A 26,312-nucleotide genomic window follows, 5' to 3' on the forward strand; every position below is an offset into this window, starting at 1 on the left:
AGTATATTGCTTTATTCCTATACACACTATCATAGTATAAAGTGTTTAGCCAAATTTAACAACAAAGAGACAGTATTACACCCACGTCCTACAGCAAACAAACCTATTTTTCTGATAAAATGAAACTTTAATCAGTGGGGGGATTCTTCATCCCCCACTGATTATTAGCCTTCACCAATCGGGCTTTTAAGGGCAGTTGATCCCCCACCTAACTTCTTTGCTTTCGTTGAATTTTGAGGTGAGGATCTTACTGCCCGCGAATAGCGGAATAAACGATACACTTCATTATTTTATCATTTAGAATTTTCTGAGTAAATAACGTATATAAAGGTTACTACAATTTGTTTACCCACCATTTACAGAAAAAAAGCTGCCAATTAGCAGCTTTTTTCTTTATTACATAAACTCAGCAACGAGTTCATCAAACATTTTCTGATCCATTTGTAAATCAGCTTGCACTAAAGGTTTTTCACTATAACCCTTCACCAGCTCTTGGTAAGAAGGTTGCTCTTTATTTTGATAAATCAGACCTGTTACTAAACCTTTATTTTCCATTAACGTTTGCATAGCAATCATACGATTAGATGGATCATACCCTTCTACTGTACTTAGCTTCGTTAAATTCTCTTTAAACCAATCATACGTATTTACTTTATTATAAGTAACACATGGGCTAAATACGTTAATGAGAGAAAATCCTTTATGCTGAATACCCGCTTCAATAAGCTGCGTTAATTCTTTTAAATCACTAGAAAAGCTCTGGGCTACAAAAGTTGCACCAGCTGTTAGTGCCATTTCCATTACAGATAATGCTGGCTCAATTGAACCTTGCGGTGTACTTTTTGTTTTAAATCCAGCTTCACTACGTGGTGAAGTTTGACCTTTTGTTAAACCGTAAATCTGATTATCCATTACGATATACGTAATATCAATATTACGACGGATGGAATGAATTGTATGCCCCATACCAATCGCAAAACCATCACCGTCACCACCAGACGCGATAACTGTTAAGTCACGGTTTGCCATTTTCACACCTTGTGCAATTGGAAGCGCACGCCCATGAATACTATGAACACCGTATGAATTAATATAACCTGAAATACGGCCTGAGCAACCGATACCAGAAATAACAGCTAATTCATCTGGATTTAAGCCAACGTTAGCTGCTGCACGTTGAATCGCAGCTTGCACCGAGAAGTCTCCGCAACCTGGACACCAGTTTGGTTTTACACTGTTACGAAAGTCCTTAAATGTTGCCATTTAATACAACCCCTTTTTTGCATTCGTTGTAAATTTCTTTTGGTAAGAATGGGTTCCCGTCATACTTTAATAGACTAGAAATCTTCTCACCATTGCCAAGATTCATTTTCATAATGTTAGCAAGTTGACCAGTTGCGTTGTTTTCTACTACAACAACACGTTTCGCATTCTTCACAAGCGGAAGGATTTCATCTGTTGGGAACGGATGAATTAACCGAATATGAGCATGATTTACTTTTAATCCTTCTTGCCCTAAACGTTCCATCGCTTCTTCAATCGCACCACGAGTAGAGTTAAAACCAACTAGTAATACATCAGCGTCATCATGCTTGGCATTTTGGTAAACAGGGGTATTAAACTTCATATTCTCCATTTTACGGAAACGTTTGTCCATTTGTTCTTTACGATTCAATGCTGACTCAGAAGGCTTACCAGTCTCATCATGTTCTACACCTGTTACATGATGAATACCATTTTTCATACCAGGTATAACGCGTGGTGAAACGCCATCTTCTGTTACTTCATAACGTTTAAAGTACGCTTTGTTTTCGCGCTCTGGTAACTCTACTTGTAAATCAAGCTTACCGCGGCGAATTTCTACTTTGTCTAACTTTAGTGGTTCTACTGTTTGCTTTCCTAAAGAAAGCTGTAAATCTGTTAAGAAGATAACAGGAACTTGATATTCTTCTGCTAAGTTAAATGCTTCTACAATGTCATAGAACGCTTCTTCAACAGTACTTGGCGCCATTACGATTTTTGGAATTTCACCATGTGTACCGTAAATCATTGCCATTAAATCAGATTGCTCTTGCTTTGTTGGTAAACCAGTACTTGGACCACCGCGTTGTGTATCAACAATAACAAGAGGTGTTTCTGTAATACCAGCTAAACCGATTGCTTCCATCATTAAAGATAGACCCGGACCTGCCGATGCTGTTAATGTACGTACACCAGCATAGTTTGCACCAATCGCCATTGTACAAGCAGCAATTTCATCCTCAGTTTGGATTACTGTTCCGCCTACTTTTGGAAGCTTTTTAATTAAGTATTCCATAATTTCAGATGCAGGTGTAATTGGGTATGCAGACATAAAGCGAGCACCACCAGCTACCGCTCCAAATGCAATTGCATCGTTCCCAATCATAAACATACGTTTTTGGCCATCAGCTTTTTCAAGCTGCATCATATTTACTTTTTCACCAAGCAATTCTTTCATATATTGGGAGCCGCGTTTGATTGCTTCCATATTCTTTTGAACGACTTGCTCTCCTTTGCGGCCGAAAATTTCTTCAACAACCTCTAAGTATACAGTTTCATCTAATCCTAATACTGCACTAGATGCTCCAACAGCAACCATGTTTTTCATTAATGACGTACCAAGCTCAGAAGCAATCTCTGTAAATGGTATTGCATATAAATTCACATTTGCGCTTTCTGGTATAGTTGGATTAAACTTCGCATCTGCAACAACAATTCCACCTGGACGTAGTTCGTGGAAGTTAAAATCAATTGTTTCTTGATCAAATGCAATTAAAATATCTAAATCATCTGATATCGCGCGTACCTCAGTCGTACTTACACGAATTTTATTATTGGTATGACCACCCTTAATTCGTGATGAAAAGTGGCGGTAACCGTATAGGTAATACCCTAAGCGGTTTAATGCAATACAGAAGATTTCTCCTGTACTTTCAATTCCTTCACCTTGTTGTCCTCCAACTTTCCATGAAAGTTGACTAATCATCTCCTACACCCCTTTTAACTGCGTTCATTGTAGTGTATTTTTCACAGTAATAGTGTAGCATTTTTTATGCAAATAAACTACAACGGACACAAAATATACCTCTTCTGACTTTCTTGAATCTTTCGCATATTCTTAATTCGTCTACAATTCTAGCTTCCCCCTACAAAAAAAGCAATAAGTTGTTTTTATTCCATTTTAATTTTAAAATTTTTCTAACTATTTAGATTTATAATATACACTAAGTTACTAAAAAGAAAGATGGTTAATAAAATTATCATATAAAAAATTCCGAACATCCTTTTCACTGTATCTCTTACTCAATTCATCAATTAAATACTCATAAGATCTATATGCCTCCACACCTACAACCATCTCTGTAATCCCATCAAAATCCGAGCCAAACCCTATGTTTTTCTCCCCTCCAAGCGCACAAATACGTTCCACATGCCGTAATATGTCATCCATATAAGCTGGTCGATGATTCGTTAAAAACTCCGGTACGAACGTCACGCCGATAACTCCGTTTTTTCGAATAAGTGCTTGTACTTGTTCATCCTTCAAATTACGTGGATGTTGGCAAAGATGATAACAATTCGAATGTGAGGCAATTGGATATTGGGCTATCTCCATTACATCCCAAAATCCTTTTTCATTTAAATGTGACACATCTATCCATAAACGAGATGAATTAAGTTCTTCCACAACTTTTTTGCCAAAAGTGGTCAGTCCCGCGCCTCTAGTCTCCATCACACCATCAGCTAATAAATTTGCATGGTTCCACGTTAATCCGAAAGAGCGCACTCCCAAGCGATAGAGTGTATGCAGTTTCATCATCTCTTTACCGATTGCTTCGCATCCTTCTAACGTTAAAATGACACCAATTTCATTTTGTCCCAACTGCTTTATATCTTCTTTTTTCTGAATCAATTTCACGCTTGGTAACGATAAAATTTCCTTATAAAATATATCTATCATATTAAGTGCAACTTCAAAACGTTGTTCATACGGTACTGTTTCTGGTACATATATGGCAAAGCACTGAACACTTCCCGCTCTTTGCTGTAATTGTTCAAACGTAATATGTAATGTTGGATCATTTTGAAAATCCTTCTTCCCTTTCGCGCTCCATAACTGCCATAACACATCACAATGTGCATCAAAAACTTTCAATTCACATTCTCCCTTCATCATAAAAACAACCTGTTTGCATACAAGCAAACAGGTTGTTCAAACTTAACGAGGTTCTACAATTAATTTTATCGCTGTACGTTCTTCACCATCAATCATAATGTCTGTAAAAGCCGGGATACAAATTAAGTCCAAACCACTAGGCGCTACAAATCCTCTTGCAATTGCTACTGCCTTCACGGCTTGATTCAATGCACCTGCGCCAATAGCTTGAATTTCTGCTGTTCCGCGTTCGCGAATAACTCCAGCAAGTGCACCAGCTACAGAGTTAGGGACCGAAGTTGCTTTAACTTTTAATATTTCCATTCCGCGTTTCCTCCTCGTTTCTTTAAAAAGTATTAGCGATTGATTTCACTTTAACTTATATTCACGAGGGCTGGCGCGTATTCCTGCTAAATTTCTGTAATTTTTCTAAAAAATTAAAATATAATGTTTTTTCTAAATTTTAAAGTGTATTATTCAAAAAATGGTTGATCATCATTGATTAAAATACGCTCAATTTTTTTCGCTTTTCCTGTATTTGGATCTACATCAATTAATACTGCACTTAACTGTGTTCTACCATTTGTTACCTCAAAACGTACAGGTAAATTTGTTAAAAACTTCTTCAGTACAGCTTCACGATCCATACCTAAAATCCCATCATACGGGCCTGTCATTCCAACATCTGTAATATAAGCTGTCCCGCTTGGTAAAATACGATTATCGGCAGTTGGAACATGTGTGTGTGTTCCTACTACTGCCGTAGCACGACCATCTACATACCAGCCCAGTGCCTGTTTTTCACTTGTCGTCTCTGCATGGAAATCAATAAAGATAATATTCGTTCTTTTTTTCGCAATGTTAATCAATTCATCAACTTTTCGGAATGGACAATCGATTGGTGGAAGGAATGTACGCCCTTGTAGGTTAATCACTGCTACTTCTGTTCCGTTACAATTGATAAAAACAAGTCCTTTTCCTGGCGTTCCTTCTGGAAAATTCGCTGGTCTTGCAAGATATTTCGCATCATCAATAAACTCAAATACTTCACGATTATCCCACGCGTGATTTCCAAGCGTAACCGCTTGTGCACCACACTCTAAAAAGTTTCGGTATATTTTCTCTGTAATACCACGACCACCTGCCGCATTTTCTCCATTAATGATTGTTACAGTAGGCGTATATTTTTTCTTTAACGCCGGTACGTATTGTTGAATCATAGCTCTTCCGGGAGATCCTACTACATCCCCAACAAATAAAATTCTCATATGTCTTACCCTTTCTATGTACCACTTTTTTTATAACCATACCAATTTACTAGCTATTAGCTTGCAAGAAAAACATACTACTCATTTAAAGTTCTATTGCAAGAAAAGTTATTCTTCTGATGAGATAGAACTGATTTACAAAAGCTATATGTTATGTTATCTTACCCAATCCCAACACAAAAAAATAAAGTGGTGTTTCACCACTTTATTTTGCGTATTCCACTGCACGTGTTTCACGAATCACTGTTACTTTAATATGCCCTGGATAATCCAGTTCATTTTCGATACGTTTTCGGATATCACGTGCTAAACGATGAGCTTCTAAATCATCGATTGTATCTGGTTTTACCAAAATGCGAACTTCACGTCCTGCTTGAATTGCAAAAGATTTTTCTACGCCTTCATAGGACTCTGAAATCTCTTCTAACTTTTCAAGGCGACGAATATAGTTTTCAAGCGTCTCACTACGAGCTCCTGGTCTTGCAGCCGATAATGCATCTGCTGCAGCAACTAGAACTGCAATGATAGAGGTTGGTTCCGTATCACCATGGTGAGATGCGATACTGTTTATAACAACAGGGTGCTCTTTATATTTCGTTGCGAGTTCAACGCCAATTTCCACATGACTGCCTTCTACTTCATGATCAATTGCTTTTCCGATATCATGTAATAACCCAGCACGTCTTGCTAATTTTTCGTCCTCGCCAAGCTCTGCTGCCATAAGTCCTGTTAAGTACGCTACTTCCATAGAGTGTTTTAGCACGTTTTGTCCATAACTTGTACGATATTTCAAACGTCCTAAAATCTTAATTAAATCTGGATGTAACCCATGGACACCCACTTCAAACGTTGTTTGTTCTCCTACTTCGCGAATATACTCATCCACTTCACGTCTTGATTTTTCGACCATTTCTTCAATACGCGCTGGGTGAATACGTCCATCCTGTACAAGCTTATCAAGAGCGATACGAGCTGTTTCACGACGAATTGGATCGAATCCTGATAGGATTACCGCTTCCGGCGTATCATCAATAATTAGGTCAATACCTGTTAACGTTTCTAACGTACGAATATTACGACCCTCACGCCCGATAATACGTCCCTTCATTTCGTCATTTGGAAGATTTACAACCGAAACGGTTGTTTCAGCAACATGATCAGCTGCACATCTTTGCATTGCAAGAGATAAAATCTCTTTTGCTTTCTTATCCGCTTCTTCTTTCGCACGAACTTCACTTTCTTTTACCATAACGGCAATTTCATGAGAAATTTCACTTTCCACTTTCCCTAAAATAATTGCTTTCGCTTGTTCGCGTGTCAGATTGGAAATGCGCTCTAATTCCGTTTGCTGCTTTTGAACTAACTCTCCCACTTTGCTTTCCAACTCTTCAATCTGTTGTTGTCTCGCTACAAGAGATTCCTCTTTCTTTTCTAACATTTGCTCACGTTTATCGAGAGTTTCGTCTTTACGATCAAGGTTCTCTTCTTTTTGCATTAAACGATTTTCTTGTTTTTGTAATTCGCTTCTACGGTCACGAATTTCTAATTCAGCTTCTGTACGAAGTGTATGAATTTCATCCTTTGCTTCTAAAAGCGCCTCTTTCTTAAGTGCTTCTGCTTCACGATTCGCTTCATCTAAAATACGTCTCGCTTCATTAGCTGCACCATTAATCTTCGCTTCTGCAATAGACTTTCGAACAAAAAAGCCAACAACTGCACCGACTGTTGCAAGCAAAATGGAGATGAGCATCCAAATTGTATTACTCATGATTTCACCTCCCCTTGCTATGAATGAAAAAAGACTGTCGGCATGTACATTGATTTACAACGTACAGCAAAGACTGTCGCCCCGCTTTTTTAAGGGACTTTCTTCATTTCACAATTAAAATGTCATATTATTATTTCGGAAGATATAGATTCTTAATCCGAATTTTACTTCTCTTCTAGAGAAGAGTGTATCGTATATAAGAAAAAATATACATTCTCATTGTATCCATCGCATTTTTCATTGTCAAGCGTTGTCTACTTTTACTTTCTTTACCTATGCCATACAAATCTTCGCCTATCGAGAAAAGTCTATACCCCTTAGTCCTTACAAACCTTACCAAATCACCTCTAACAAGCTAAAAAGACTCAATAAAAACCCTTATTACACATTATAGTAAGATAAAAAATAAAAGACACGAAATCGTGTCTTTTATTAATCAAGATTCTTTTCATCTTCTCCATTTTCAGAAGCAGAATCCTCACCAATCCCATGATGTTCACGAATAAAGAATGCAATTTCATCCGTAAGTTCTGGATTCTCTTTTAAGAATTGCTTTGAGTTTTCACGACCTTGTCCCAAGCGCTCCTCATTATAAGAATACCAAGCACCACTTTTTTGGACAATATCCAGTTCAGAAGCCATATCTAAAATTTCACCCTGTCTTGAAATACCTTCCCCGTACATAATATCTACTTCGGCCACACGGAAAGGCGGTGCCACTTTATTTTTCACTACTTTTATTTTTGTTTTATTACCAACAATATCATTGCCTTGCTTTAATTGCTCAGCACGACGCACTTCAAGACGAACTGTTGAATAGAATTTCAACGCACGACCACCTGGAGTTGTTTCTGGGTTCCCGAACATAACCCCAACTTTTTCACGAATTTGGTTAATGAAGATCGCAATTGTTTTTGACTTATTAATAGCACCAGAAAGCTTACGAAGTGCCTGAGACATTAAACGAGCTTGTAAACCAACGTGAGAGTCGCCCATTTCCCCTTCAATTTCCGCTTTTGGTACAAGAGCTGCTACAGAGTCAATTACAATAATATCAATTGCACCGCTTCGTACTAATGCTTCTGCGATTTCTAAACCTTGTTCTCCTGTATCAGGCTGTGATAATAGTAGCTCATCAATATTAACACCTAGCTTTTGTGCATATACAGGATCCATCGCATGCTCTGCATCGATAAATGCTGCTTGTCCACCTTGACGTTGCACTTCTGCAATCGCGTGTAATGAAACTGTTGTTTTACCTGAACTTTCAGGTCCGTAAATTTCAATAACACGCCCTCTTGGATAACCACCAACTCCAAGGGCTACATCAAGTGCTAATGAACCACTTGGAATCGTAGAAACTTTACGTTCCGCTTGTTCTCCTAATTTCATAATAGAACCTTTACCAAATTGCTTCTCTATTTGTTTTAACGCCATATCTAATGCCGCTTGACGATCGCTCATTCAAAATTCCTCCTTAGCTGAATTACTAATCTTATTATACCTATTTTCGTTTCAATTTGCCAATAAAAATCGAACATTTATTCGATTTTTTTATTTTCTATAGACAAGTTCTTCATTTTTCGGCATAAAAAAACTAGAAGAAATTTATATTTCTTCTAGTTTTTTATACAAGTGATAAAACCCATATTTTACAGAACGCTCTCGGACTTGCTGACGACTTCCACTCAAGTTAAGAGAAACTACCTCTGTCGGTTCATCCTTTATTGCTAAACCAATAAACACAGTTCCTGGTTCTTTATTTTCCGCATTACCCGGCCCAGCCACTCCAGTGAAACTAATTCCAATATCCGCCTTCAAAAGTGCTTTTACATTTTCAGCAAGATAGCGTACGCACTGCTCACTAACCGGGCCAACTGTTTGCAATATTTCTTTAGGAACCTGTAATACATGCTGTTTCACTTCATTCTGATAACAAATTATGCCGCCTTTAAAAACAGAAGACACACCAGCATTTTCTGTCACTTGATTTCCAAAAAGACCACCCGTTAAACTTTCAGCACATGCTAAGGTGAGACCCTTTTTCTTCAATAAATCAATCGCTTTATAATGAAGAAAATCTTGATTATACCCGTAGAAAAACTCTCCTACCCTATCTAAAATCAAGTCTTCCACACGCTGAATCAATAATTCTGCATGTTTGACATCTTGATGTTTAGCAGTCAATCTAAGTGTGACTTCTCCATCAGAAGCAAGCGGTGCAATTGTTGGATTAGTTTGTTCATCAATTAAATCTTGAACTTTCACTTCTAGTTGGGATTCGCCAATGCCGAAAAAGCGAAGAACACGAGAATAAATACGCTCTCCAGTTGTAAAGTTACGTAAAAACGGATCTACATAATTTGTATACATCGGTGTCATTTCTTTCGGCGGACCGGGCAATAGGATGTAGACCTTCTCATTTTTAACCAATCCCATACCTGGTGCCATACCATGGTTATTTTCAAATACAGTTGAATCTTTTAAAACAAGTGCTTGTTTCTTATTATTCTCTGTAAACTCACGTCCAGTTCGCTTATAATACTCGCCAATTGACGTTAAGGCTACTTCATCATAAACAAGTTCTTCACGCAAGGTAGATGCAATTGTTTCTTTCGTTAAATCATCTTTTGTCGGCCCCAATCCACCGGTGAAAATGAGTATATCTGCCCGCTTTTCAGCAACTTGAATTGCTTCTTGTAAACGATGATTATTATCACCTACAACAGTATGGTAATACACATTAATACCGATAGAAGCTAACTTTTCAGATAAAAACTTCGCATTTGTATTTGTAATTTGCCCAAGTAACAACTCTGTTCCAACCGCAATAATTTCGGCATTCATTCCGATTCCCCCATAAACTGCTATTTTGAGTTTATAAAAGCAGCTCTATTTTTCCAGAAATAGTCCCAGCCAGAAATAACTGTAAAGATCAGCGCAATCCATATAAAAATATCCGCAACCGGAATATAGATTAAATTTAAAGGTACATCATGTAATAAGTACGCTGAAATCGCAATAATCTGTGTCCATGTCTTAATTTTCCCTAGCGTATTTGCTGCAACAACTTCACCAGATCCAGCTAATACAAGACGTAAACCTGTTACAGCAAATTCACGACTAATGATTACAATAACAATCCAGGCTGGCACATACTGCATTTCTACTAGTGTAATAAGTGCAGCTGAAACAAGTAACTTATCAGCTAATGGATCAAGAAACTTTCCTAAGCTCGTTACAAGATTATACTTTCTTGCATAATGTCCATCAATCCAGTCTGTAGCTGATGCAAAAATAAAGATAAGCGCTCCTACTAAATGTTGAATTGGTAAATCTACATTTCCAATTGTATATGTTCCCCAGTTAAAAGGAGCTAACATAACCACTAGAAAAATTGGAATTAAGCAGATTCGAGATATTGTAATTTTATTTGGTAAATTCACAGCTATTCCTCCATCATGTCAAAAACATTTGTTCATTGAAAAAAAGTCATCAAAGCGATGACTGTTATTGTACAGGTTGTCCTGCCCCTAAGTTTTTAATCACTAATCTTTGATGCATTGCCTCTTCAGCACTTATGCCATAATCCACAACTTTACCATTTACTTTAATTTCAATATTAGGTGTATTTCCGATATTAAGTCGTATTTCTTTTTCAGCTGTTAAATTTTGCTGCGCTGTTTGTCCTGCTTCTAACGTGGCATTATAAATTTCATTACCACCTTCATTTTTAACATCTACATAACTTGTTCCTCTTGCTGTAATTTCCAGCTGTAACTCTTTATTGTTATGAATTTCATATGTAGATACTTTCCCACTTGTCCCAACTAACTTTACTTCTTCTTGTCCAGTTGGTGGTTCTTCTTTTTTAGGCTCTTCTTTCTTTGGCTCTTCTTTCTTAGGTTCTTCTTTTTTAGACTCTTCCGCTTTTGCGCCTTCTTTCTTTTCATCTAACGGAGAATCCTTTGCTTTCTGCACTTCAATTCGTTCACTTTTATTTTGTTGCACTTGCCCATCATCTTTTCCAGTTAGCCATTGGAATACAAACCAAACAGCTACACCTAATGCAATTACCAACAACGCAACTAAGATTTTCGGCATATGATCCGCAATTGGAAGTGATGCAGCTTTTTGCATTGTTTCCTGCGTTTTCTGTCCCTTGGATACTTGTGGTACATCACGAGATTCGGATTGCGGTATTACACTTTGATACTCTGTAAGCAATTCCTCTCCGTTCAAACCAACAGCATCCGCATATTGTTTAATAAATGCACGTGTATAAAACGCGCCAGGCAATATGCTATAATCGCCCTCTTCAATTGTCACTAAATAACGTTTTTGAATTCTCGTAACCTCATGTAACTGATCGATAGACAAGCCTTTCGCTTCTCTTGCTTCTTTCAGCTTTTGTCCTAATTCCGTCACTACTAACACCTCAATATTTCTTTAAAAGTCAAACATAGAGAAATTATTTTGCGTTCCTTGCTCAATTTCATCTACTAAATTATATTGAATTTCTTCATCATAATCGTTACGCAATTCAATAATATAATCAAAATCATCAAGTGTATACTCTGATTGGCTCACAAATACATCTGGATGTTCAACAACCTTGGTTGCGGGCAATCTCATAATTTCACGAACAAGCTGCCAATGTCTTTCATTCGCACGCTTTGTTGAAACAATTCCATCTAATATAAAAATATTATCGTCGCTATACTCGTCTTCAATCAGTTGACTCCGTACAGTTTGCTTAATGAGAGTTGATGATACAAACAACCAGCGCTTATTTGCACAAACGCTTGCAGCAACTATAGATTCCGTTTTTCCAACACGAGGCATCCCTCGTATACCGATGAGTTTATGACCCTCTTTTTTCATAAGCTCTGCCATAAAATCAACGAGTAATCCCAGTTCATCACGCACAAACCGAAATGTTTTCTTATCGTCTGCATCTCGTTGTATGTACCTACCATGCCTAACTGCTAACCTGTCTCTAAGCTTTGGCGGACGATATTTCGTTACTGTTATATTATCCATCGTATTTAAAATTGATTCAAGTCTAGAGATTTGCTCTTGATTATCACACATAAGCAAAAGTCCGCGCCGAGCATTATCTACACCATTAATTGTGACAATATTAATGCCAAGCATACCGATTAACGAAGAAACGTCACCAAGCAAGCCAGGTCGGTTTTTATGTATTTCATATTCAAAATACCATTCAATCATTCAAGATCACTCCCCTTGCTCACTTTACACCTACGTACTATATTATATGATTTCACGTTAATAGGGAAGATAAATGTATAATCAAATAAAGGTATTTTCAACATAAAAAAAAAGAGAGGATTTTCTCCTCCCTTTTTTTACTTATGTTGTACAAACTTCACCATTAAATTCGCAATTGTATGTTGCTCTTTTTCATCAGCAACTTTCCAAAGCTCTGCTAATAACTTTTCTTGATCATTACGAGCTTCTACTTCATTAGCTAAGTAATCCCCAACACGAAATGCCATATCTGAAACAGCACCGCCGTCAAGCCCTTTCCCCTCTGCTTGTTCTAAACGTTCTCCTAAAAAACTCTTCCATTGATCAAAGTTGTCTAATACTGACATCAATTAAGCACCTCACTAGTAAGTAATCAAATCATACTTAATTTGTCCGATCCTTCATTTTTTATGTACGTATTTTTTAACAATGCCACCCACCGTTCACTCCAATGATTTGTCCTGTTATATAGGAAGCTCCTGGCGATAATAGAAACGACACCGTTTTTGCTACTTCCTCTGGGAGTCCAATTCTTCCAACTGGTATCTCTTCTGCAATCCCACCCTTATCTTCCTCTGAAAATACACTTAACATTTCCGTATCAATCGCTCCTGGTGCCACTGCGTTTACACGTACCTCACTTAAAGCTACTTCTTTTGCTAATGCCTTTACGTATGAATTTTGCGCGCCTTTCACCATAGAATATAACACTTCACAAGAAGCACCAATTTGTCCCCATATAGATGAAATTATAACAACATTTCCACTTCTACGTTGAATCATCGATGGAAGTATAAGCGACAGTAGCTTATACATATTTTTCACTTGCAATTCCAGCATTTCATCTAATTGTTCATTTGTAATATCTGTTACTAAACCAAATATACTTTTTCCAGCCGCATATACAATACTATCAATCGGATGATGAATTTGTGCCCACAGCTTTTCTGCTCCATCTACTGCTGCTAAATTCGCTTGAACAGGGATGATTTTACTAAATTGCTTTTCTAATTCCCTTACTTTCTCTTCACCTCGATTGTAATGAACATACACTGTATAACCATCTTCAATTAACTGTTTTACAATCGCGGAGCCAATTCCTCCGCTTCCTCCCGTTACTAATGCAAACTTCTTCATGTCTTTGTTCTCTTATCCTTTCATCTACAGAAAAACTCTTCCAAGCACCGATTTTGTTCATACATTCACAACAAATAATACCCTCACCTTACAATTCGGCAATAGCCAAAAAGTTAGATGAGGGAGCAAATGTCTGTAAAATTCTGAGCGTAGAAGAGATCGTCCGCTTATTAAAGTTTCACTTTATTTTTTCGGTAAGACTTGGCAAATACTCATTCTTTCTTCAGATAGGAGTGTTTTTGCTACTTCTTGCAAATCTTGAACTGTTAAGCTCTCCAGTACTGACAGCGCCTCAAATAAACTAGATTCATTAAATGCATATCGTGTGAATTGATTTGCAATATATTCAGGTGAATTAAGTGAGCGTAAAAAACCACCGATTTTCTTTTTCTTTACGCGCTCTAGCGCCTCAGCATCCAGTTCATTATAATTTGTCTGTAGTAAAATGCCCTTCAAGCGATTCGCTAGCTCGTCAGGCTGCTTCGTATCACCACCAACCATCGCAAAACCAAAGTTACTTTCTTCCGTATAATCATAAGAGAACGAGTCATCAATGAGACCTTCATTGTATAAGGACTCATAATGGGATGATCCCTTCCCAAATAAATAATCTAAAAGTAATGTAAGCGCAATTTCTTGCTTTAAAAGTTCTTGACCTTTTTGTTTAAGCTGATTCGCTTTTATACCAACTAAACATTTTGGTGTTTGAACGGGCATAGAAATAATTTTTTTCTTTTCATTTACCTCTTCTGGTTCACTTTCAAAAGACCTTACAATTTCCGGTTGGTTTTTGTAATCTTTTTTCGCTTGATTTTCACGTACTAAATCCATTGTTTTTTCAGGATCGATTGCACCAACAATAAATAATAACATATTGCTCGGATGATAAAATGTTTCGTAGCACTCATATAATAAGTCTTTTGTAATTTTACTAATCGACTCAATCGTTCCTGCAATATCAATTTTAATTGGATGCTTAACAAATAAACTATCTATTAAACCAAAATATAAACGCCAATCTGGATTATCTTGATACATTTGAATTTCTTGACCAATAATCCCCTTCTCTTTTTCAACTGTTTGTTCAGAGAAATACGGTTCCTGAACAAAATTTAATAACGTATTTAAGTTTTGCTCTACATTTGATGTACATGAAAAAAGATAAGCCGTTCTTGTAAATGAGGTAAAAGCATTTGCAGAGGCCCCTTGTTTACTAAACAGTTGAAATGCATCATGATCTTCTTTTTCAAATAATTTATGCTCAAGGAAATGAGCAATTCCATCTGGTACCCGAATCATTTCGTCTTTTCCAAGTGGAACAAATGTATTATCAATGGAGCCATATTTTGTTGTAAACGTCGCGAAAGTTTTGTTAAATCCTTGTTTTGGCAATATATATACATCTAAGCCATTGGGAAGCTTTTCATAATAAAGCGTTTCTTTTAATTGTTCATAAGAAATTTTCTCCATCTATTCTCCCTCCGTCCCGTGTAAAAAGTAAATCGTATCTAGTTCAATGTTATTGGCAACCTTTACAATTTCTTCTTTCGTAACACGTTCGATACCCGTTAACCATTCCTCTACCGGGCGCTTACGCTCTGCAATGACACCATGATAAAGCATCTCCACAAAACCACGCGGTGTATCAATCGCCTCTAAAATTTGATTTTGAATTACACTTTTTGTTTGATGAATCTCTTCCTCTGAAAAATCACCATTTTGCATCGCTTTCATCTGCTCTTTAATAATCTCAACCGCTTTTTCATAGTTTTTCGCTTCAATACCTGACATAACAAAGAGCAGACCTTTATGACTTTCAAAACGCGATGCTGCATAATACGCTAAACTATTTTTTTCACGTACATTCACGAATAATTTAGAATGTGAAAATCCGCCAAATAAACCGTTAAACAACTGTAGTGCAAAATAATCTTCATCACGATACGTAATATATGTGCGATATCCAATATTCAACTTACTTTGCTTTAATTCTTGTTTTTCAACAATTTCTTTCTCTTCGTTATTTCGTTTATGAAGAAGGACATTTTTTTCCTTCGACGTACGCATCGGGATTGAAAAATATTGACCAACAAGATTAACTGCATCTTCTGAAATGTCACCAATAATATAAAGATCCATTTCATCTTCCGCTAACACTTGTTGATAATACTGATACAAACTTTTATTTGTAATAGAAGTGATGCGTTCCTTTTGTCCATTTGCACTTAATCGATATGGTTCTACTTTACACATTTCTTCTATTAATCGTTCGTTGGCATATCGCATTTTATCATCATAAGTCGCTTCAATTCGCTGCAATAGTGCTCGTTTTTCACTTTCCACGATAGAATGTAAAAAACTATTTTCTTCTGTTGCCGGATGTAATACAATATCAGACAGCATAGAAAGCGCTTTTTCAAAAAGCGGTGGTGCATCCTGTAAATATGTTTCATTGGCAATGTCCACATAAATGGAGATGATATGATCTTCCCCCTTTTTGCTCACATCCACCGCTAGAGAAGAACCGTATAATTCCTCTAAATATTGTCGAAGACGAATTACAGATGGTAATTTCTCTGTAGCACTTTGTAATACGTACGGTAATAAAGCACGTTCTGTCACTGTTTCTTCATTTAAAGGCGCTTTGAATCGAAATACAAATGTATTTGTTTTATATTTGTCTGTAGGAATCATATGTACTCGCAAACCACCTAGTTCATGCATTTGCTGTTCCATCAGTTTCATTTTATAGCCCTCCTTTACATATGTAGGAATATTCCTCTTCAATATACAGTTTTTAGAAAAGAAAAAGCAACTTTTCTTCCTTATCTCCTTTACGTAATTTCCCTTCTAGTAGTTGACTAAGTGTAAAAGCAGGAAGTAATTTTCTGTATTAAACATATTCTATGTAAAAAAGCCCGCACTAATGTGCGAGCTTTTTATACTTTATCGATACTTATCTTTTTCCTTTTTCATACGGTGTACCTAACGCTTTCGGAGCTTCCGAACGCCCTACAAAACCGACAAGTGCTAAAATCGTGAACACATACGGTAATATTGTTAAGAAAACACTTGGGATTTGATCTAATACAGGAATTGTACCTCCTGTTACACTAAGTGATTGTGCAAAACCGAAAAATAACGCGGCACCAAGTGCACCAAGTGGATTCCATTTCCCAAAAATCATCGCAGCTAGTGCTAAGAAACCTTGTCCGGTAATCGTGGCACCCGAGAAGTTATTAGAAATTGACATCGCAAAAATCGCACCACCAACGCCGGCAAACGTTCCTGAAATACAAACAGCAATATAACGCATTTTATACACATTAATCCCCATTGTATCTGCTGCCATTGGGTGCTCACCAACCGCACGCAATCGAAGGCCAAACGGCGTTTTATAAATAATGTACCAAACAACAAATGCTAAAATAATGGCAATATACGATGTTACTGGTACATTTGAGAAAAAGATTTTTCCGATAACTGGAATATCAGAAAGTCCTGGGACATCAATTTTTTCAATACGATATTCAATAAAATCAGTTTGCCCTTTATCAAAAATCTTCTTAATTGCAAACACTGTTAAACCAAGAGCTAAAAAGTTAATCGCAACCCCACTTACAACTTGATCTGCACGGAATGTAATTGACGCCACCGCATGAAGAAGTGCAAATAATCCACCGCCAATTGCCGCAAAGATAAGTGCAATCCAAGGAGTCATAGTCCCCCAAGTATCCCCCATCAATAGTGTTGTAACAACACCAATAAATGCACCGAATAGCATTAATCCTTCCAATGCGATATTTACAACACCAGAACGCTCACTAAATACGCCACCTAGCGCCGTAAAAATAATCGGTGCTGCCGTATATAACGTACCCGTCACAAGAATGGCTAAAACATCTAGAAAACTCATTTATTTCCCCTCCTTGCTCATACGTGTAAGCGCCCATCTTAAAACATAACTACATGCAACAAAGAAGATAATACACGCGATGATTACATTGATAAGCTCTGATGGAACATCTGCTTCAAAATTCATTTGTGGCGATGCACTTTTTAAACCACCAAATAGTAAAGCTGCAAGTAATATACCAAATGGATTATTTCCACCAAGAAGCGCTACTGCAATCCCGTCAAACCCAATGCCCGTAAATGACGACATCGCTGTCATGCTTTGAAATGTCCCAAGACCTTCCATTGCGCCACCAATCCCTGCAAACGCCCCAGCGATTGTCATAGATAATACAACATTACGAGAGACTTTCATTCCCGCATATTGAGAAGCATGTGAGTTAAATCCAACTGATTTCAATTCATATCCTAAAGTTGTTCTATCTAATAAGAACCACATGAAAATTGCAACAACAATTGCTACAACAATTCCCCAGTGCAGACGAGAACCATCTGTCAAAGAAGATAACCATTCTGAAGCTAATGAAGCACTTGACTGAACATCATAGGTTTTATCATTACCTTCATGTAAAAAACGCTTAATGATGTCATATGTAACATACAGTGCAATATAATTCATCATAATCGTTACAATAACTTCATTTACTTTAAATTTCCCTTTCAAATAACCAGGAATAAATCCCCATAAGCCACCAACTACAGCCGCGACTAAAATAGATAATGGAATATGAAGAAATCCAGGTAATGATACAGCATACCCAAACCAAACCGCTGCAAGCCAGCCTACTAACAACTGACCTTCTACTCCAATATTAAATAGTCCTGTTCGAAATGCAAAAGCTACCGATAGCCCCGCAAGGATAAGTGGAATCATTGTACGAAGGGTCTCCCCAATTGCACTTGAGCTGCCAAACATGCCAGTCCAAAGTGCACCATAGCCAACTATTGGATCATATCCACTGACTAACATAACAATTGCTCCAACAAGTAAACCAAAAATAACGGATAGCACAGGCACTAAAATATTAATCGTTCGCTCCGTTAAAAACTTTTTAGCCATTTATACCCACCTGCTCTTTCTCTGTTCCCCCAGCCATTAAAAGACCAAGCTGTTGTTCATTTGTTTCTTTTGCATCAACAATTGCTACGATTTTCCCTTCATAAATAACAGCAACACGGTCACTCACATTTAAAATTTCATCAAGTTCTAAAGATAAAAGAAGTACTGCTTTTTCTTTATCTCTCTGCTCAATTAATTTTTTATGAATAAATTCAATCGCCCCTACATCTAAACCACGTGTTGGCTGCGCTGCAATTAACAACTCAGGATCACGATCTACTTCACGCGCAATAATTGCTTTTTGTTGGTTTCCACCAGATAAAGCACGAGCCAATGTTTGATCACTTGGTGTACGCACATCAAACTGCTCAATAAGCTCTTTTGCTTTTTGTGTAATTTTACTAAAATTTAAAATCCCCTTATTTGAAAATGGATTTTTATAATATGTTTGTAGAACAATATTATCTCTAACAGAAAAATCAAGAACGAGCCCATGCTTATGACGATCTTCTGGAATATGACCGATTCCTTCTTCTGTAATACGTCTAACTGGCCAGTTTGTTATTTCTTTCCCCTTAATTGTAATAGAACCTGACTCAACTTTTCGTAAACCAGTAATTGCTTCTATTAATTCGCTTTGTCCATTCCCATCAATCCCTGCAATACCAACAATTTCTCCTGCACGAACAGTTAAGTCAAGGCCTTTTACAGCAGGTAATTGACGTGCATCATGAACAACAAGATTTGCAATAGAAAGTACATCTTCCTTTGGCTTCGCGTCTAATTTTTCTGTTTTAAAATTCACTTGACGTCCGACCATTAGTTCTGCAAGTTTATGTTCATCTGTATTTGCAACGTCAACTGTTCCGATTCCCTTCCCTTTACGAATAATCGTACAACGATCACAAACTTCCATAATCTCTTTTAACTTATGTGTAATAAGAATAATAGACTTACCTTCTTGCACAAGCTTTTTCATAATTTGAATTAATTCATGGATTTCTTGAGGTGTTAATACTGCTGTCGGCTCATCGAATATTAAAATTTCTGCTCCGCGATAAAGCGTTTTTAAAATTTCAACACGTTGCTGCATACCAACCGAAATATCTTCAATTTTCGCATATGGGTCTACCGCTAAACCATATTGCTCCGATAATTGTTTAATTTCTTTTGCAGCTTCTTCAACAGCAATCTTTCCTTTTTTTTTCGGTTCATTCCCAAGAATAATATTCTCGGTAACTGTAAAATTATGAACTAACATAAAGTGCTGATGAACCATCCCAATACCAAGATCATTTGCAACGTTAGGATTCGTAATTTTTACAGCATTCTCTTTAATCTTAATTTCTCCCTGCTCCGGTTGGTACAAACCAAAAAGAACGTTCATTAACGTTGACTTCCCCGCACCATTTTCTCCGAGTAAAGCATGTATTTCTCCCTGTTTTACTTGCAGCGTAATATTATCGTTCGCTACAATGCCTGGGAATACTTTTGTAATATTATTCATCTCAATTACGTATTCCATTTTGTTCCTCCTTTTAGCAGGGAACCGTCCCCTATTGCACTCTATTAAAAGTAACTTTATATATACAAAGGTTAGTTCTAAGAACTAACCTTTGCTATTTCTCTATTATTTCTTAAGAGAAGCTTCGTATTCTTTGTACTCTTTATCAGTAGCAGGTACTTTAATTTCGCCAGCCGTAATTTTCTTTTCAAGCTCTTCTACTTTAGTTAAGATTTCTGGGTTTACTTTTTTCACATTATCAGTTGTTTTTGCAATACCAATACCGTCATCTTTCAAACCAAACTCTTCGATTTTTCCGCCTTTTAATTTACCTTCTTTTGCTTCTTGTGCTACTTTTTGAACCGCAATGTCAACGCGTTTTACCATAGAAGTTAATGTTACGTTTTCAGGCATACCTTCCTGGTTTTGATCACGGTCAACACCAATTACCCAAACATTTTCACCTTTTTTCTTACGGTTTTTAGCTTCAGTAAACACGCCGTTCCCAGTACCACCAGCAGCATGATAAATCACGTCTACTCCTTGTCCGTACATTGCTGATGCAAGGACAGTACCTTTTTCAGGTTTATCAAATGCTTCTGCATACTCAGATACAATCTCAACGTTTGGATTAACAGCTTTAGCACCAGCTTTAAATCCATTCTCAAACTTACTAATTAAATCACTCTTCATTCCACCAACAAACCCAACTTTATTTGTTTTCGTCGACATCGCTGCTACTGCACCTACAAGGAATGACCCTTCATGATCCTTAAATGTAATACTTGTTACATTCGGTTCTTTTACTACAGTATCTACAATCGCAAACTGTTGTTTTGGAAACTCTTTTGCAACGTCTCCAATTGCTTTTTCTAATTTATAGCCAATACCAAAAGATAAATCATACTTATCTTTTGCGAATTTCTTTAAGTTTGGAATATAATCGGCTTCTTTTTCAGACTGAAGGTAACGATAGTTCGTTTTTTCTTTTAACCCATTATCTTTACCGAATTTTTGTAACCCTTCCCAAGAGGATTGGTTAAATGATTTATCATCAACGCCCCCAACGTCTGTAACCATACCTACTTTAATATTTTTTTCCTCTTTTTTATCCCCACTTGCCTTATCCGAATTACCACATGCACCTAACACTGTACTCGCCGCTAACGTTAATGATAATAAAAGACCTGTTTTTTTCTTCATACTAGAAACCCCTCCTAAATGATATATCTATCTATTAATATGCTAGTGTCCGTTCCTTCTTGCTGTCACCTCCCTAACAAGAAACTTTATTACATACGTTTTCGTAATACGTGGAAGCTAAATTTATCTGCTCTAAAATAATTAATAGAATATAAGATTGGTTCATCATTTTGATCATAGTGCATTTGCTTTAAAATCAGCAGTGCCGTTTCTGGCTCACATTGTAAGATTGGTGAGATTTTTGGATGATAACCAATTGGTTCAATATGAGCAACCGCATATGTAATGCGTTTGTGCGTATTATTATGTATCACTGTAAGAAGCGATTCTTCATTGTATTCCGATAAATCCGGCAATACTTCCTTCGCTAACTTATCAATGCAGTAAACAACAGGTTCCCCATCTGCTGTACGAACACGCTCAATCATTACTGCCTCAAAGCCTTCTTCACTATTAAACTTTTCTTTTTCTTCTTCTGTTAAACTCGTAGTAGATGATGATAAAAAGATTGTTCCCGGTGCTTTCCCCACACTAGAAATCATATCTGTAATACTAGAAAGCTGTTCAATTCCAGAAGAAAATAAAGGTTTTGCATTCACAAAAGTACCAACACCATGTCTACGAATTACAACATTTTCTTCTTCTAAAATACGCAATGCTTCACGCAAAGTCGCTCTACTTACGCCGAGTTCTTTCGCTAAATCAAACTCTGAAGGCAATTTTTGCTTTTCTTTATATGCCCCGCTTTTGATTTTTTCTTTAATGTGATCGATTACCCGTAAATATAAGTGTCGACTATCGGATTTAACTGACATAAGACTCCCCCGCATTCCAATTATTCGACCTCTGATGTAAGACTTCTTTTCTCTTTTTTCAGCCAACAACATAGTATAAATTACGTAATACTAAAATAAACCGTAATTTGTCGAACAAATGTTAATAATTTTTCAAAACGAAATTTTCTATCTTTATTTCATAAAAAAAACTTCGCGCCAAAACATTCCTCATATAGAGAAAAAGTTCGGCACAAAGATCCCTTACATCCTTTGTTACACACTTTTCCCCTCATAGTCCAGCAATTCATGGTTGCCAGGTAGAAACTTATGGACCTTATCTCCAAGATTATATGAGGCAGTGATTCTTTTCGAAGTAATCGTACCACCTGCTCCCATATGTGTCAACACAATTCAACAATTTCCCACAATAAATATCGAACGTTTTTTAAAACAACATTAAAAGCATTCGTATTCTAAAGAATTTACATAAAATGAAAACCCTTTCTTTATTGATATATATAGTATAAAAAAAATACCATATAAAAAAGACCAACTGTAAACAATTGGTCTTTTTTATTAAGAACTTTTTTCTTGTATATCTGTAATCAATACTTCTCTCGGTTTACTACCTTCATAAGGCCCAACTACACCGTTCATCTCCATCGCATCAATCAAACGTGCCGCGCGTGTATATCCTACTCTGAATCTACGTTGTAACATAGAAACAGAAGCCGTTTTCATTTCTACAACGAGCTGAACTGCTTCATCATATAATTCATCTTCTACTTCCTGTTTTGTTTCTGGTACATCTTGCGGAATCATGTCTTCTTGATATTGCGCCTTTTGTTGTGCAACAACATATTCCACAACTCGTTCCACTTCATCATCTGATAAAAATGCACCTTGTACACGAACTGGTTTCGATGCACCAATCGGGATGAATAGCATATCTCCTCGCCCTAATAATTTCTCAGCGCCACCGCCATCAAGAATTGTTCGAGAATCAGTTTGCGAAGAAACGGCAAACGCAATACGAGATGGAATATTTGCTTTAATAACACCTGTAATAACATCAACAGATGGGCGCTGCGTCGCGATAATCAAATGGATACCGGCAGCACGTGCCATCTGTGCTAAACGCATAATCGCATCTTCTACATCCGAAGAAGCAACCATCATTAAATCAGCTAACTCGTCCACAATAACAACAATATACGGAAGTTCTGGTTGCTTTGCTTCTGATTGATCATTATGATTTCTAATATATTCGTTATACCCTTCAATATTACGCGTTCCACTATGAGCAAACAATTCATAACGACGCTCCATTTCACTTACAACCTTTTTCAAAGCTTGTGATGCTTTTTTCGGATCCGTTACGACAGGCGTTAATAGATGTGGCACACCATTGTATACATTTAACTCTACCATTTTCGGATCAATCATCATTAATTTTACTTCATGTGGTTTCGCACGCATTAAAATACTAACGATAATACCATTAATACACACACTCTTTCCACTACCAGTCGCTCCAGCTACTAATAAATGAGGCATCTTATTCAAACGTGCTAATACTGCTTCCCCAGTAATATCACGTCCAAGACCAATTAATAATTTTTCTTCCGGATGATTGTTTGCTTTCGAATCAAGCACTTCTCTAAGTGTTACCATAGAAACCTCTGAATTCGGAACTTCAATCCCCACCGCTGATTTCCCAGGAATAGGTGCTTCAATCCGAATATCTTTCGCAGCTAAAGCAAGCGCTAAATCATCACTCAAACTAACAATTTTACTTACTTTCACCCCCATGTCGGGATACACTTCATACTTCGTAACCGCAGGTCCCATATGCACTTTCGTTACTTTGGCTTTTACCCCAAAGCTTTGGAAAGTACGTTCCAACTTACGAGCATTTTCATAAATTTTCTCATTTTCATTTGTAACTTGCTTATTTTTTGGAAACTTCAATATATCGATAAAAGGAAGCTTATAATCCTTATTTTCCACATTTGAAAATTGCATCGGAGGTACTTTCGTTTGTCCTTCTAGAGATTCAACTATCTTTTCGCCTCGTTTTTTTATCGGCTCTTCTTTTTCTGCAGATGGAATCTCCTCCATAACAGGCGATGCAATCAAATCATCAACAATTTCATTTTCCTGTTCTTTATCCTTTTCTTCACTTACCGGATAATTCTCTGTAAAATTTGAAATGATTGGCGGTCCAATTTCTATTTCTTCTACCGGTTCAACGATTTCTTCTTGCACATCATGGCGTTCACTACGACTGCGTCTTGGTGTCTTTTTCTTTTCTGTTTGCTCAACTGCACGCTTAGATCTCCAGTCTTTGTAATCACCTTGCAGCACCTGAAATTGACTTCTAAGTATTCTTCCCACCGGAGCTAGTACTTCTCCAATATGCTTATTTGTAATACAAAGTACACCAAGAATAACTAAAATAATTCCGATGATATAAGCCCCTACTTCATCAAATAAAAAATAGAAGGTTGCAAACATAAGGGCCCCAAACATACCACCGCCTAAATGGACAGTATCAGCACCCTTCTTCATTTCAAGAAAGAACATATCTTTTGTACTAACAATCACAGATGTATTTTCTACTGCACCATCTTTTGTAAGAAGGTTAAATAATGTAATATGACTAAACATTAATATCGCTAACACAATTAAATATACACCGATTAATCGTTTATTTAAAAGATTCGGCCATGCACGCTTTATAACAAATGCAATTGATAAAGCAATTACACCTAATACACCAATTATGTACCATTCACCAAAGAAAAAGCGGAAAAATAACACAAACGATTTTCCTACAACACCTAGCTGTAAAATTGTAATGATTGAAAGTGCAAAAAGAGTCAATCCGACGATTTCGTAATACAAAGTTGGCTTTATTGTACGTCTTGCTTTTGCCTTCGTCCCTCTTTGCTTTTGTTTTGCCATTTCTTCACCTCGCGTTCCATAAATTAGGTGAAACTTATCATTTCTTAAATATTTCACCTACATATGATTTGTTTCATTTTTTAATCTCTTCACCTTCTATTTTTACACTTCCTGTAAAATGTCAAATAAACAGAAGAAAGCAGCCTAATCATGGCTGCTCAACCGTCTTGTTTTTTATATTATACCATAGCTTCTAAACAAAATCCTGCTTTTTACTCAAAGGTGATTTTCTGTCCTGGCTCATATTGCAAGTAGTGGGCTGGATTTGTACTTAATATACGCACAACGGAATAACATTGATTACTTTGTTCAGAAACAACCATCTCTACGCCATTGACATTCACGATTTGTTCCCTTTCACATTGCGAATAATCAGCTGGATAAATAAGTTGCTCCGGCATAATCGTATATAAAATCATTGCAACAACTTCCCATCTTGATTTCCATCCGTTCTCATATCGATTAATTCATTTAACTTCCGAATCGCATCTCCAATACCACCGACATCATCTATCAGACCATACTTCACCGCATCTAACCCAATAACATTTGTCCCAATATCTCTCGTTAAGTTGCCTTTCGCAAACATAAGCTCTTTGAAACGATCCTCTGTTACTTTTGAATGTTTTGTTACAAATCGAATAACACGCTCTTGCATTTTATCTAAATACTCAAATGTTTGCGGCACACCAATAACAAGACCTGTCAGACGAATCGGATGTATCGTCATCGTTGCAGTTTCTGCAATGAATGAATAATCTGTTGACACTGCAATTGGTACACCTATGGAGTGTCCTCCTCCTAAAACTAGGGATACAGTTGGTTTTGAAAGTGAAGCGACCATTTCAGAAATCGCCAATCCAGCTTCCACATCACCGCCTACTGTATTTAGTAATAACAGTAAACCTTCAATTTTTGGATTCTGCTCAATTGCCACAATTTGTGGAATCACATGTTCGTATTTCGTCGTTTTATTTTGCGGCGGCAACTGTACATGTCCTTCCACTTGCCCAACAATTGTTAGGCAATGAATGCGCGACTCATTCATTTGCGGAACATTCGTTTGACCAAGTTGCTGAATTTTCTCTATCACCGACGCCTCTTTTGAATCCTCTTTCGGATTATCTTCTTTTTCTTCATTTGTATAACGATCACGTTCTGTCATATCGCATCCCCTTTCACTCTTATACCACTATTATTTCTTAAGTTATAAATTTCATTCGATAGAGGCACAAAAGAAAAAAACCACCCGTAAAGGTGGTT

The 26,312-nt window shown here is 36.9% G+C and carries 23 protein-coding genes and 1 riboswitch; all 23 genes read right to left on the reverse strand.

Going from position 1 to position 26,312, the window contains the following annotated elements; translation table 11 throughout:
- Positions 1–396: 396 nt before the first annotated feature.
- Positions 397–1,263: a 2-oxoacid:ferredoxin oxidoreductase subunit beta gene (locus AZF08_RS00205; RefSeq protein WP_033672015.1), complete on the reverse strand. Its 867-nt coding sequence runs from the start codon at positions 1,261–1,263 to the stop codon at positions 397–399.
- Positions 1,250–3,007 carry a 2-oxoacid:acceptor oxidoreductase subunit alpha gene (locus AZF08_RS00210; RefSeq protein WP_033672016.1) on the reverse strand — a complete coding sequence of 586 codons (1,758 nt, stop codon included), beginning with the start codon at positions 3,005–3,007 and terminating at the stop codon, positions 1,250–1,252. Before AZF08_RS00210 ends, AZF08_RS00205 begins: the two co-directional genes overlap by 14 nt.
- Before the next feature lie 246 nt (positions 3,008–3,253).
- Positions 3,254–4,177: a dipeptidase gene (locus AZF08_RS00215; protein ID WP_033672871.1), complete on the reverse strand. Its 924-nt coding sequence runs from the start codon at positions 4,175–4,177 to the stop codon at positions 3,254–3,256.
- Between the two features lie 63 nt (positions 4,178–4,240).
- Positions 4,241–4,501: a stage V sporulation protein SpoVS gene (gene spoVS, locus AZF08_RS00220; protein ID WP_000404341.1), complete on the reverse strand. Its 261-nt coding sequence runs from the start codon at positions 4,499–4,501 to the stop codon at positions 4,241–4,243.
- Positions 4,502–4,650: 149 nt separating this feature from the next.
- On the reverse strand, positions 4,651–5,445 hold the full coding sequence (locus AZF08_RS00225) for a TIGR00282 family metallophosphoesterase (RefSeq protein WP_033672017.1): 795 nt from the start codon (positions 5,443–5,445) through the stop codon (positions 4,651–4,653).
- 205 nt (positions 5,446–5,650) lie between these two features.
- Positions 5,651–7,213: a ribonuclease Y gene (rny, locus tag AZF08_RS00230; protein ID WP_033672018.1), complete on the reverse strand. Its 1,563-nt coding sequence runs from the start codon at positions 7,211–7,213 to the stop codon at positions 5,651–5,653.
- A gap of 432 nt (positions 7,214–7,645) precedes the next feature.
- Complete coding sequence (gene recA / locus AZF08_RS00235) at positions 7,646–8,677, reverse strand: recombinase RecA (RefSeq protein ID WP_033672019.1); 1,032 nt, start codon at positions 8,675–8,677, stop codon at positions 7,646–7,648.
- Positions 8,678–8,821: 144 nt separating this feature from the next.
- Entirely contained in the window at positions 8,822–10,060 is a 1,239-nt protein-coding gene (locus tag AZF08_RS00240) for a competence/damage-inducible protein A (RefSeq protein ID WP_033672020.1), read from the reverse strand.
- A 20-nt stretch (positions 10,061–10,080) separates the two neighbouring features.
- On the reverse strand, positions 10,081–10,659 hold the full coding sequence (pgsA, locus tag AZF08_RS00245; protein WP_033672021.1) for a CDP-diacylglycerol--glycerol-3-phosphate 3-phosphatidyltransferase: 579 nt from the start codon (positions 10,657–10,659) through the stop codon (positions 10,081–10,083).
- Positions 10,660–10,723: 64 nt separating this feature from the next.
- Positions 10,724–11,641, reverse strand: coding sequence for a helix-turn-helix domain-containing protein (locus AZF08_RS00250; protein WP_033672022.1), 918 nt, complete (start codon positions 11,639–11,641; stop codon positions 10,724–10,726).
- A gap of 21 nt (positions 11,642–11,662) precedes the next feature.
- The gene (locus tag AZF08_RS00255; RefSeq protein ID WP_012094875.1) at positions 11,663–12,448 is read right to left on the reverse strand and encodes a DUF3388 domain-containing protein; all 786 of its coding nucleotides are present in this window, start codon (positions 12,446–12,448) and stop codon (positions 11,663–11,665) included.
- A 137-nt stretch (positions 12,449–12,585) separates the two neighbouring features.
- Entirely contained in the window at positions 12,586–12,834 is a 249-nt protein-coding gene (locus AZF08_RS00260; RefSeq protein ID WP_033672023.1) for a DUF3243 domain-containing protein, read from the reverse strand.
- Positions 12,835–12,910: 76 nt separating this feature from the next.
- Positions 12,911–13,624: an elongation factor P 5-aminopentanone reductase gene (gene ymfI / locus AZF08_RS00265; protein ID WP_033672024.1), complete on the reverse strand. Its 714-nt coding sequence runs from the start codon at positions 13,622–13,624 to the stop codon at positions 12,911–12,913.
- 183 nt (positions 13,625–13,807) lie between these two features.
- The gene (gene yfmH / locus AZF08_RS00270; protein ID WP_033672025.1) at positions 13,808–15,094 is read right to left on the reverse strand and encodes an EF-P 5-aminopentanol modification-associated protein YfmH; all 1,287 of its coding nucleotides are present in this window, start codon (positions 15,092–15,094) and stop codon (positions 13,808–13,810) included.
- Positions 15,095–16,369 carry an EF-P 5-aminopentanol modification-associated protein YfmF gene (gene yfmF, locus AZF08_RS00275; protein WP_033672026.1) on the reverse strand — a complete coding sequence of 425 codons (1,275 nt, stop codon included), beginning with the start codon at positions 16,367–16,369 and terminating at the stop codon, positions 15,095–15,097.
- Positions 16,370–16,580: 211 nt separating this feature from the next.
- Positions 16,581–17,540 (reverse strand): ABC transporter permease, encoded by a 960-nt coding sequence (locus AZF08_RS00280; RefSeq protein WP_033672027.1) that lies wholly within the window; start codon positions 17,538–17,540, stop codon positions 16,581–16,583.
- A complete protein-coding gene (locus tag AZF08_RS00285; protein ID WP_033672028.1) occupies positions 17,541–18,599 on the reverse strand; it encodes an ABC transporter permease in 1,059 nt (352 codons plus the stop codon). It abuts the gene before it with no gap.
- Entirely contained in the window at positions 18,592–20,124 is a 1,533-nt protein-coding gene (locus AZF08_RS00290; RefSeq protein ID WP_033672029.1) for an ABC transporter ATP-binding protein, read from the reverse strand. Before AZF08_RS00290 ends, AZF08_RS00285 begins: the two co-directional genes overlap by 8 nt.
- A gap of 105 nt (positions 20,125–20,229) precedes the next feature.
- On the reverse strand, positions 20,230–21,306 hold the full coding sequence (locus AZF08_RS00295; RefSeq protein WP_033672030.1) for a BMP family lipoprotein: 1,077 nt from the start codon (positions 21,304–21,306) through the stop codon (positions 20,230–20,232).
- An 89-nt stretch (positions 21,307–21,395) separates the two neighbouring features.
- A complete protein-coding gene (locus AZF08_RS00300) occupies positions 21,396–22,121 on the reverse strand; it encodes a GntR family transcriptional regulator (RefSeq protein ID WP_033672031.1) in 726 nt (241 codons plus the stop codon).
- A gap of 233 nt (positions 22,122–22,354) precedes the next feature.
- Positions 22,355–22,456, reverse strand: a riboswitch (purine riboswitch).
- A 202-nt stretch (positions 22,457–22,658) separates the two neighbouring features.
- Positions 22,659–25,049, reverse strand: coding sequence for a DNA translocase FtsK (locus tag AZF08_RS00305; RefSeq protein WP_033672872.1), 2,391 nt, complete (start codon positions 25,047–25,049; stop codon positions 22,659–22,661).
- 212 nt (positions 25,050–25,261) lie between these two features.
- The gene (locus AZF08_RS00310) at positions 25,262–25,468 is read right to left on the reverse strand and encodes a YlzJ-like family protein (protein ID WP_033672032.1); all 207 of its coding nucleotides are present in this window, start codon (positions 25,466–25,468) and stop codon (positions 25,262–25,264) included.
- The gene (locus tag AZF08_RS00315) at positions 25,465–26,214 is read right to left on the reverse strand and encodes a ClpP family protease (protein WP_033672033.1); all 750 of its coding nucleotides are present in this window, start codon (positions 26,212–26,214) and stop codon (positions 25,465–25,467) included. Before AZF08_RS00315 ends, AZF08_RS00310 begins: the two co-directional genes overlap by 4 nt.
- Between the last annotated feature and the right edge of the window lie 98 nt (positions 26,215–26,312).

It is taken from the genome of Bacillus gaemokensis, from assembly GCF_001590835.1.
In the GTDB taxonomy this organism is placed as follows: Bacteria; Bacillota; Bacilli; order Bacillales; family Bacillaceae_G; genus Bacillus_A; species Bacillus_A gaemokensis.

What these genes read in the sequence shown, in the direction of transcription:
- AZF08_RS00205 (WP_033672015.1), bottom strand. Translation starts at nt 1,263, where the DNA reads ATGGCAACATTTAAGGACTTTCGTAACAGTGTAAAACCAAACTGGTGT.
- AZF08_RS00210 (WP_033672016.1), bottom strand. Translation starts at nt 3,007, where the DNA reads ATGATTAGTCAACTTTCATGGAAAGTTGGAGGACAACAAGGTGAAGGA.
- spoVS (WP_000404341.1), bottom strand. Translation starts at nt 4,501, where the DNA reads ATGGAAATATTAAAAGTTAAAGCAACTTCGGTCCCTAACTCTGTAGCT.
- AZF08_RS00225 (WP_033672017.1), bottom strand. Translation starts at nt 5,445, where the DNA reads ATGAGAATTTTATTTGTTGGGGATGTAGTAGGATCTCCCGGAAGAGCT.
- rny (WP_033672018.1), bottom strand. Translation starts at nt 7,213, where the DNA reads ATGAGTAATACAATTTGGATGCTCATCTCCATTTTGCTTGCAACAGTC.
- recA (WP_033672019.1), bottom strand. Translation starts at nt 8,677, where the DNA reads ATGAGCGATCGTCAAGCGGCATTAGATATGGCGTTAAAACAAATAGAG.
- AZF08_RS00240 (WP_033672020.1), bottom strand. Translation starts at nt 10,060, where the DNA reads ATGAATGCCGAAATTATTGCGGTTGGAACAGAGTTGTTACTTGGGCAA.
- AZF08_RS00255 (WP_012094875.1), bottom strand. Translation starts at nt 12,448, where the DNA reads ATGATTGAATGGTATTTTGAATATGAAATACATAAAAACCGACCTGGC.
- AZF08_RS00260 (WP_033672023.1), bottom strand. Translation starts at nt 12,834, where the DNA reads ATGTCAGTATTAGACAACTTTGATCAATGGAAGAGTTTTTTAGGAGAA.
- ymfI (WP_033672024.1), bottom strand. Translation starts at nt 13,624, where the DNA reads ATGAAGAAGTTTGCATTAGTAACGGGAGGAAGCGGAGGAATTGGCTCC.
- yfmH (WP_033672025.1), bottom strand. Translation starts at nt 15,094, where the DNA reads ATGGAGAAAATTTCTTATGAACAATTAAAAGAAACGCTTTATTATGAA.
- yfmF (WP_033672026.1), bottom strand. Translation starts at nt 16,369, where the DNA reads ATGAAACTGATGGAACAGCAAATGCATGAACTAGGTGGTTTGCGAGTA.
- AZF08_RS00280 (WP_033672027.1), bottom strand. Translation starts at nt 17,540, where the DNA reads ATGAGTTTTCTAGATGTTTTAGCCATTCTTGTGACGGGTACGTTATAT.
- AZF08_RS00285 (WP_033672028.1), bottom strand. Translation starts at nt 18,599, where the DNA reads ATGGCTAAAAAGTTTTTAACGGAGCGAACGATTAATATTTTAGTGCCT.
- AZF08_RS00290 (WP_033672029.1), bottom strand. Translation starts at nt 20,124, where the DNA reads ATGGAATACGTAATTGAGATGAATAATATTACAAAAGTATTCCCAGGC.
- AZF08_RS00295 (WP_033672030.1), bottom strand. Translation starts at nt 21,306, where the DNA reads ATGAAGAAAAAAACAGGTCTTTTATTATCATTAACGTTAGCGGCGAGT.
- AZF08_RS00300 (WP_033672031.1), bottom strand. Translation starts at nt 22,121, where the DNA reads ATGTCAGTTAAATCCGATAGTCGACACTTATATTTACGGGTAATCGAT.
- AZF08_RS00305 (WP_033672872.1), bottom strand. Translation starts at nt 25,049, where the DNA reads ATGGCAAAACAAAAGCAAAGAGGGACGAAGGCAAAAGCAAGACGTACA.
- AZF08_RS00310 (WP_033672032.1), bottom strand. Translation starts at nt 25,468, where the DNA reads ATGATTTTATATACGATTATGCCGGAGCAACTTATTTATCCAGCTGAT.
- AZF08_RS00315 (WP_033672033.1), bottom strand. Translation starts at nt 26,214, where the DNA reads ATGACAGAACGTGATCGTTATACAAATGAAGAAAAAGAAGATAATCCG.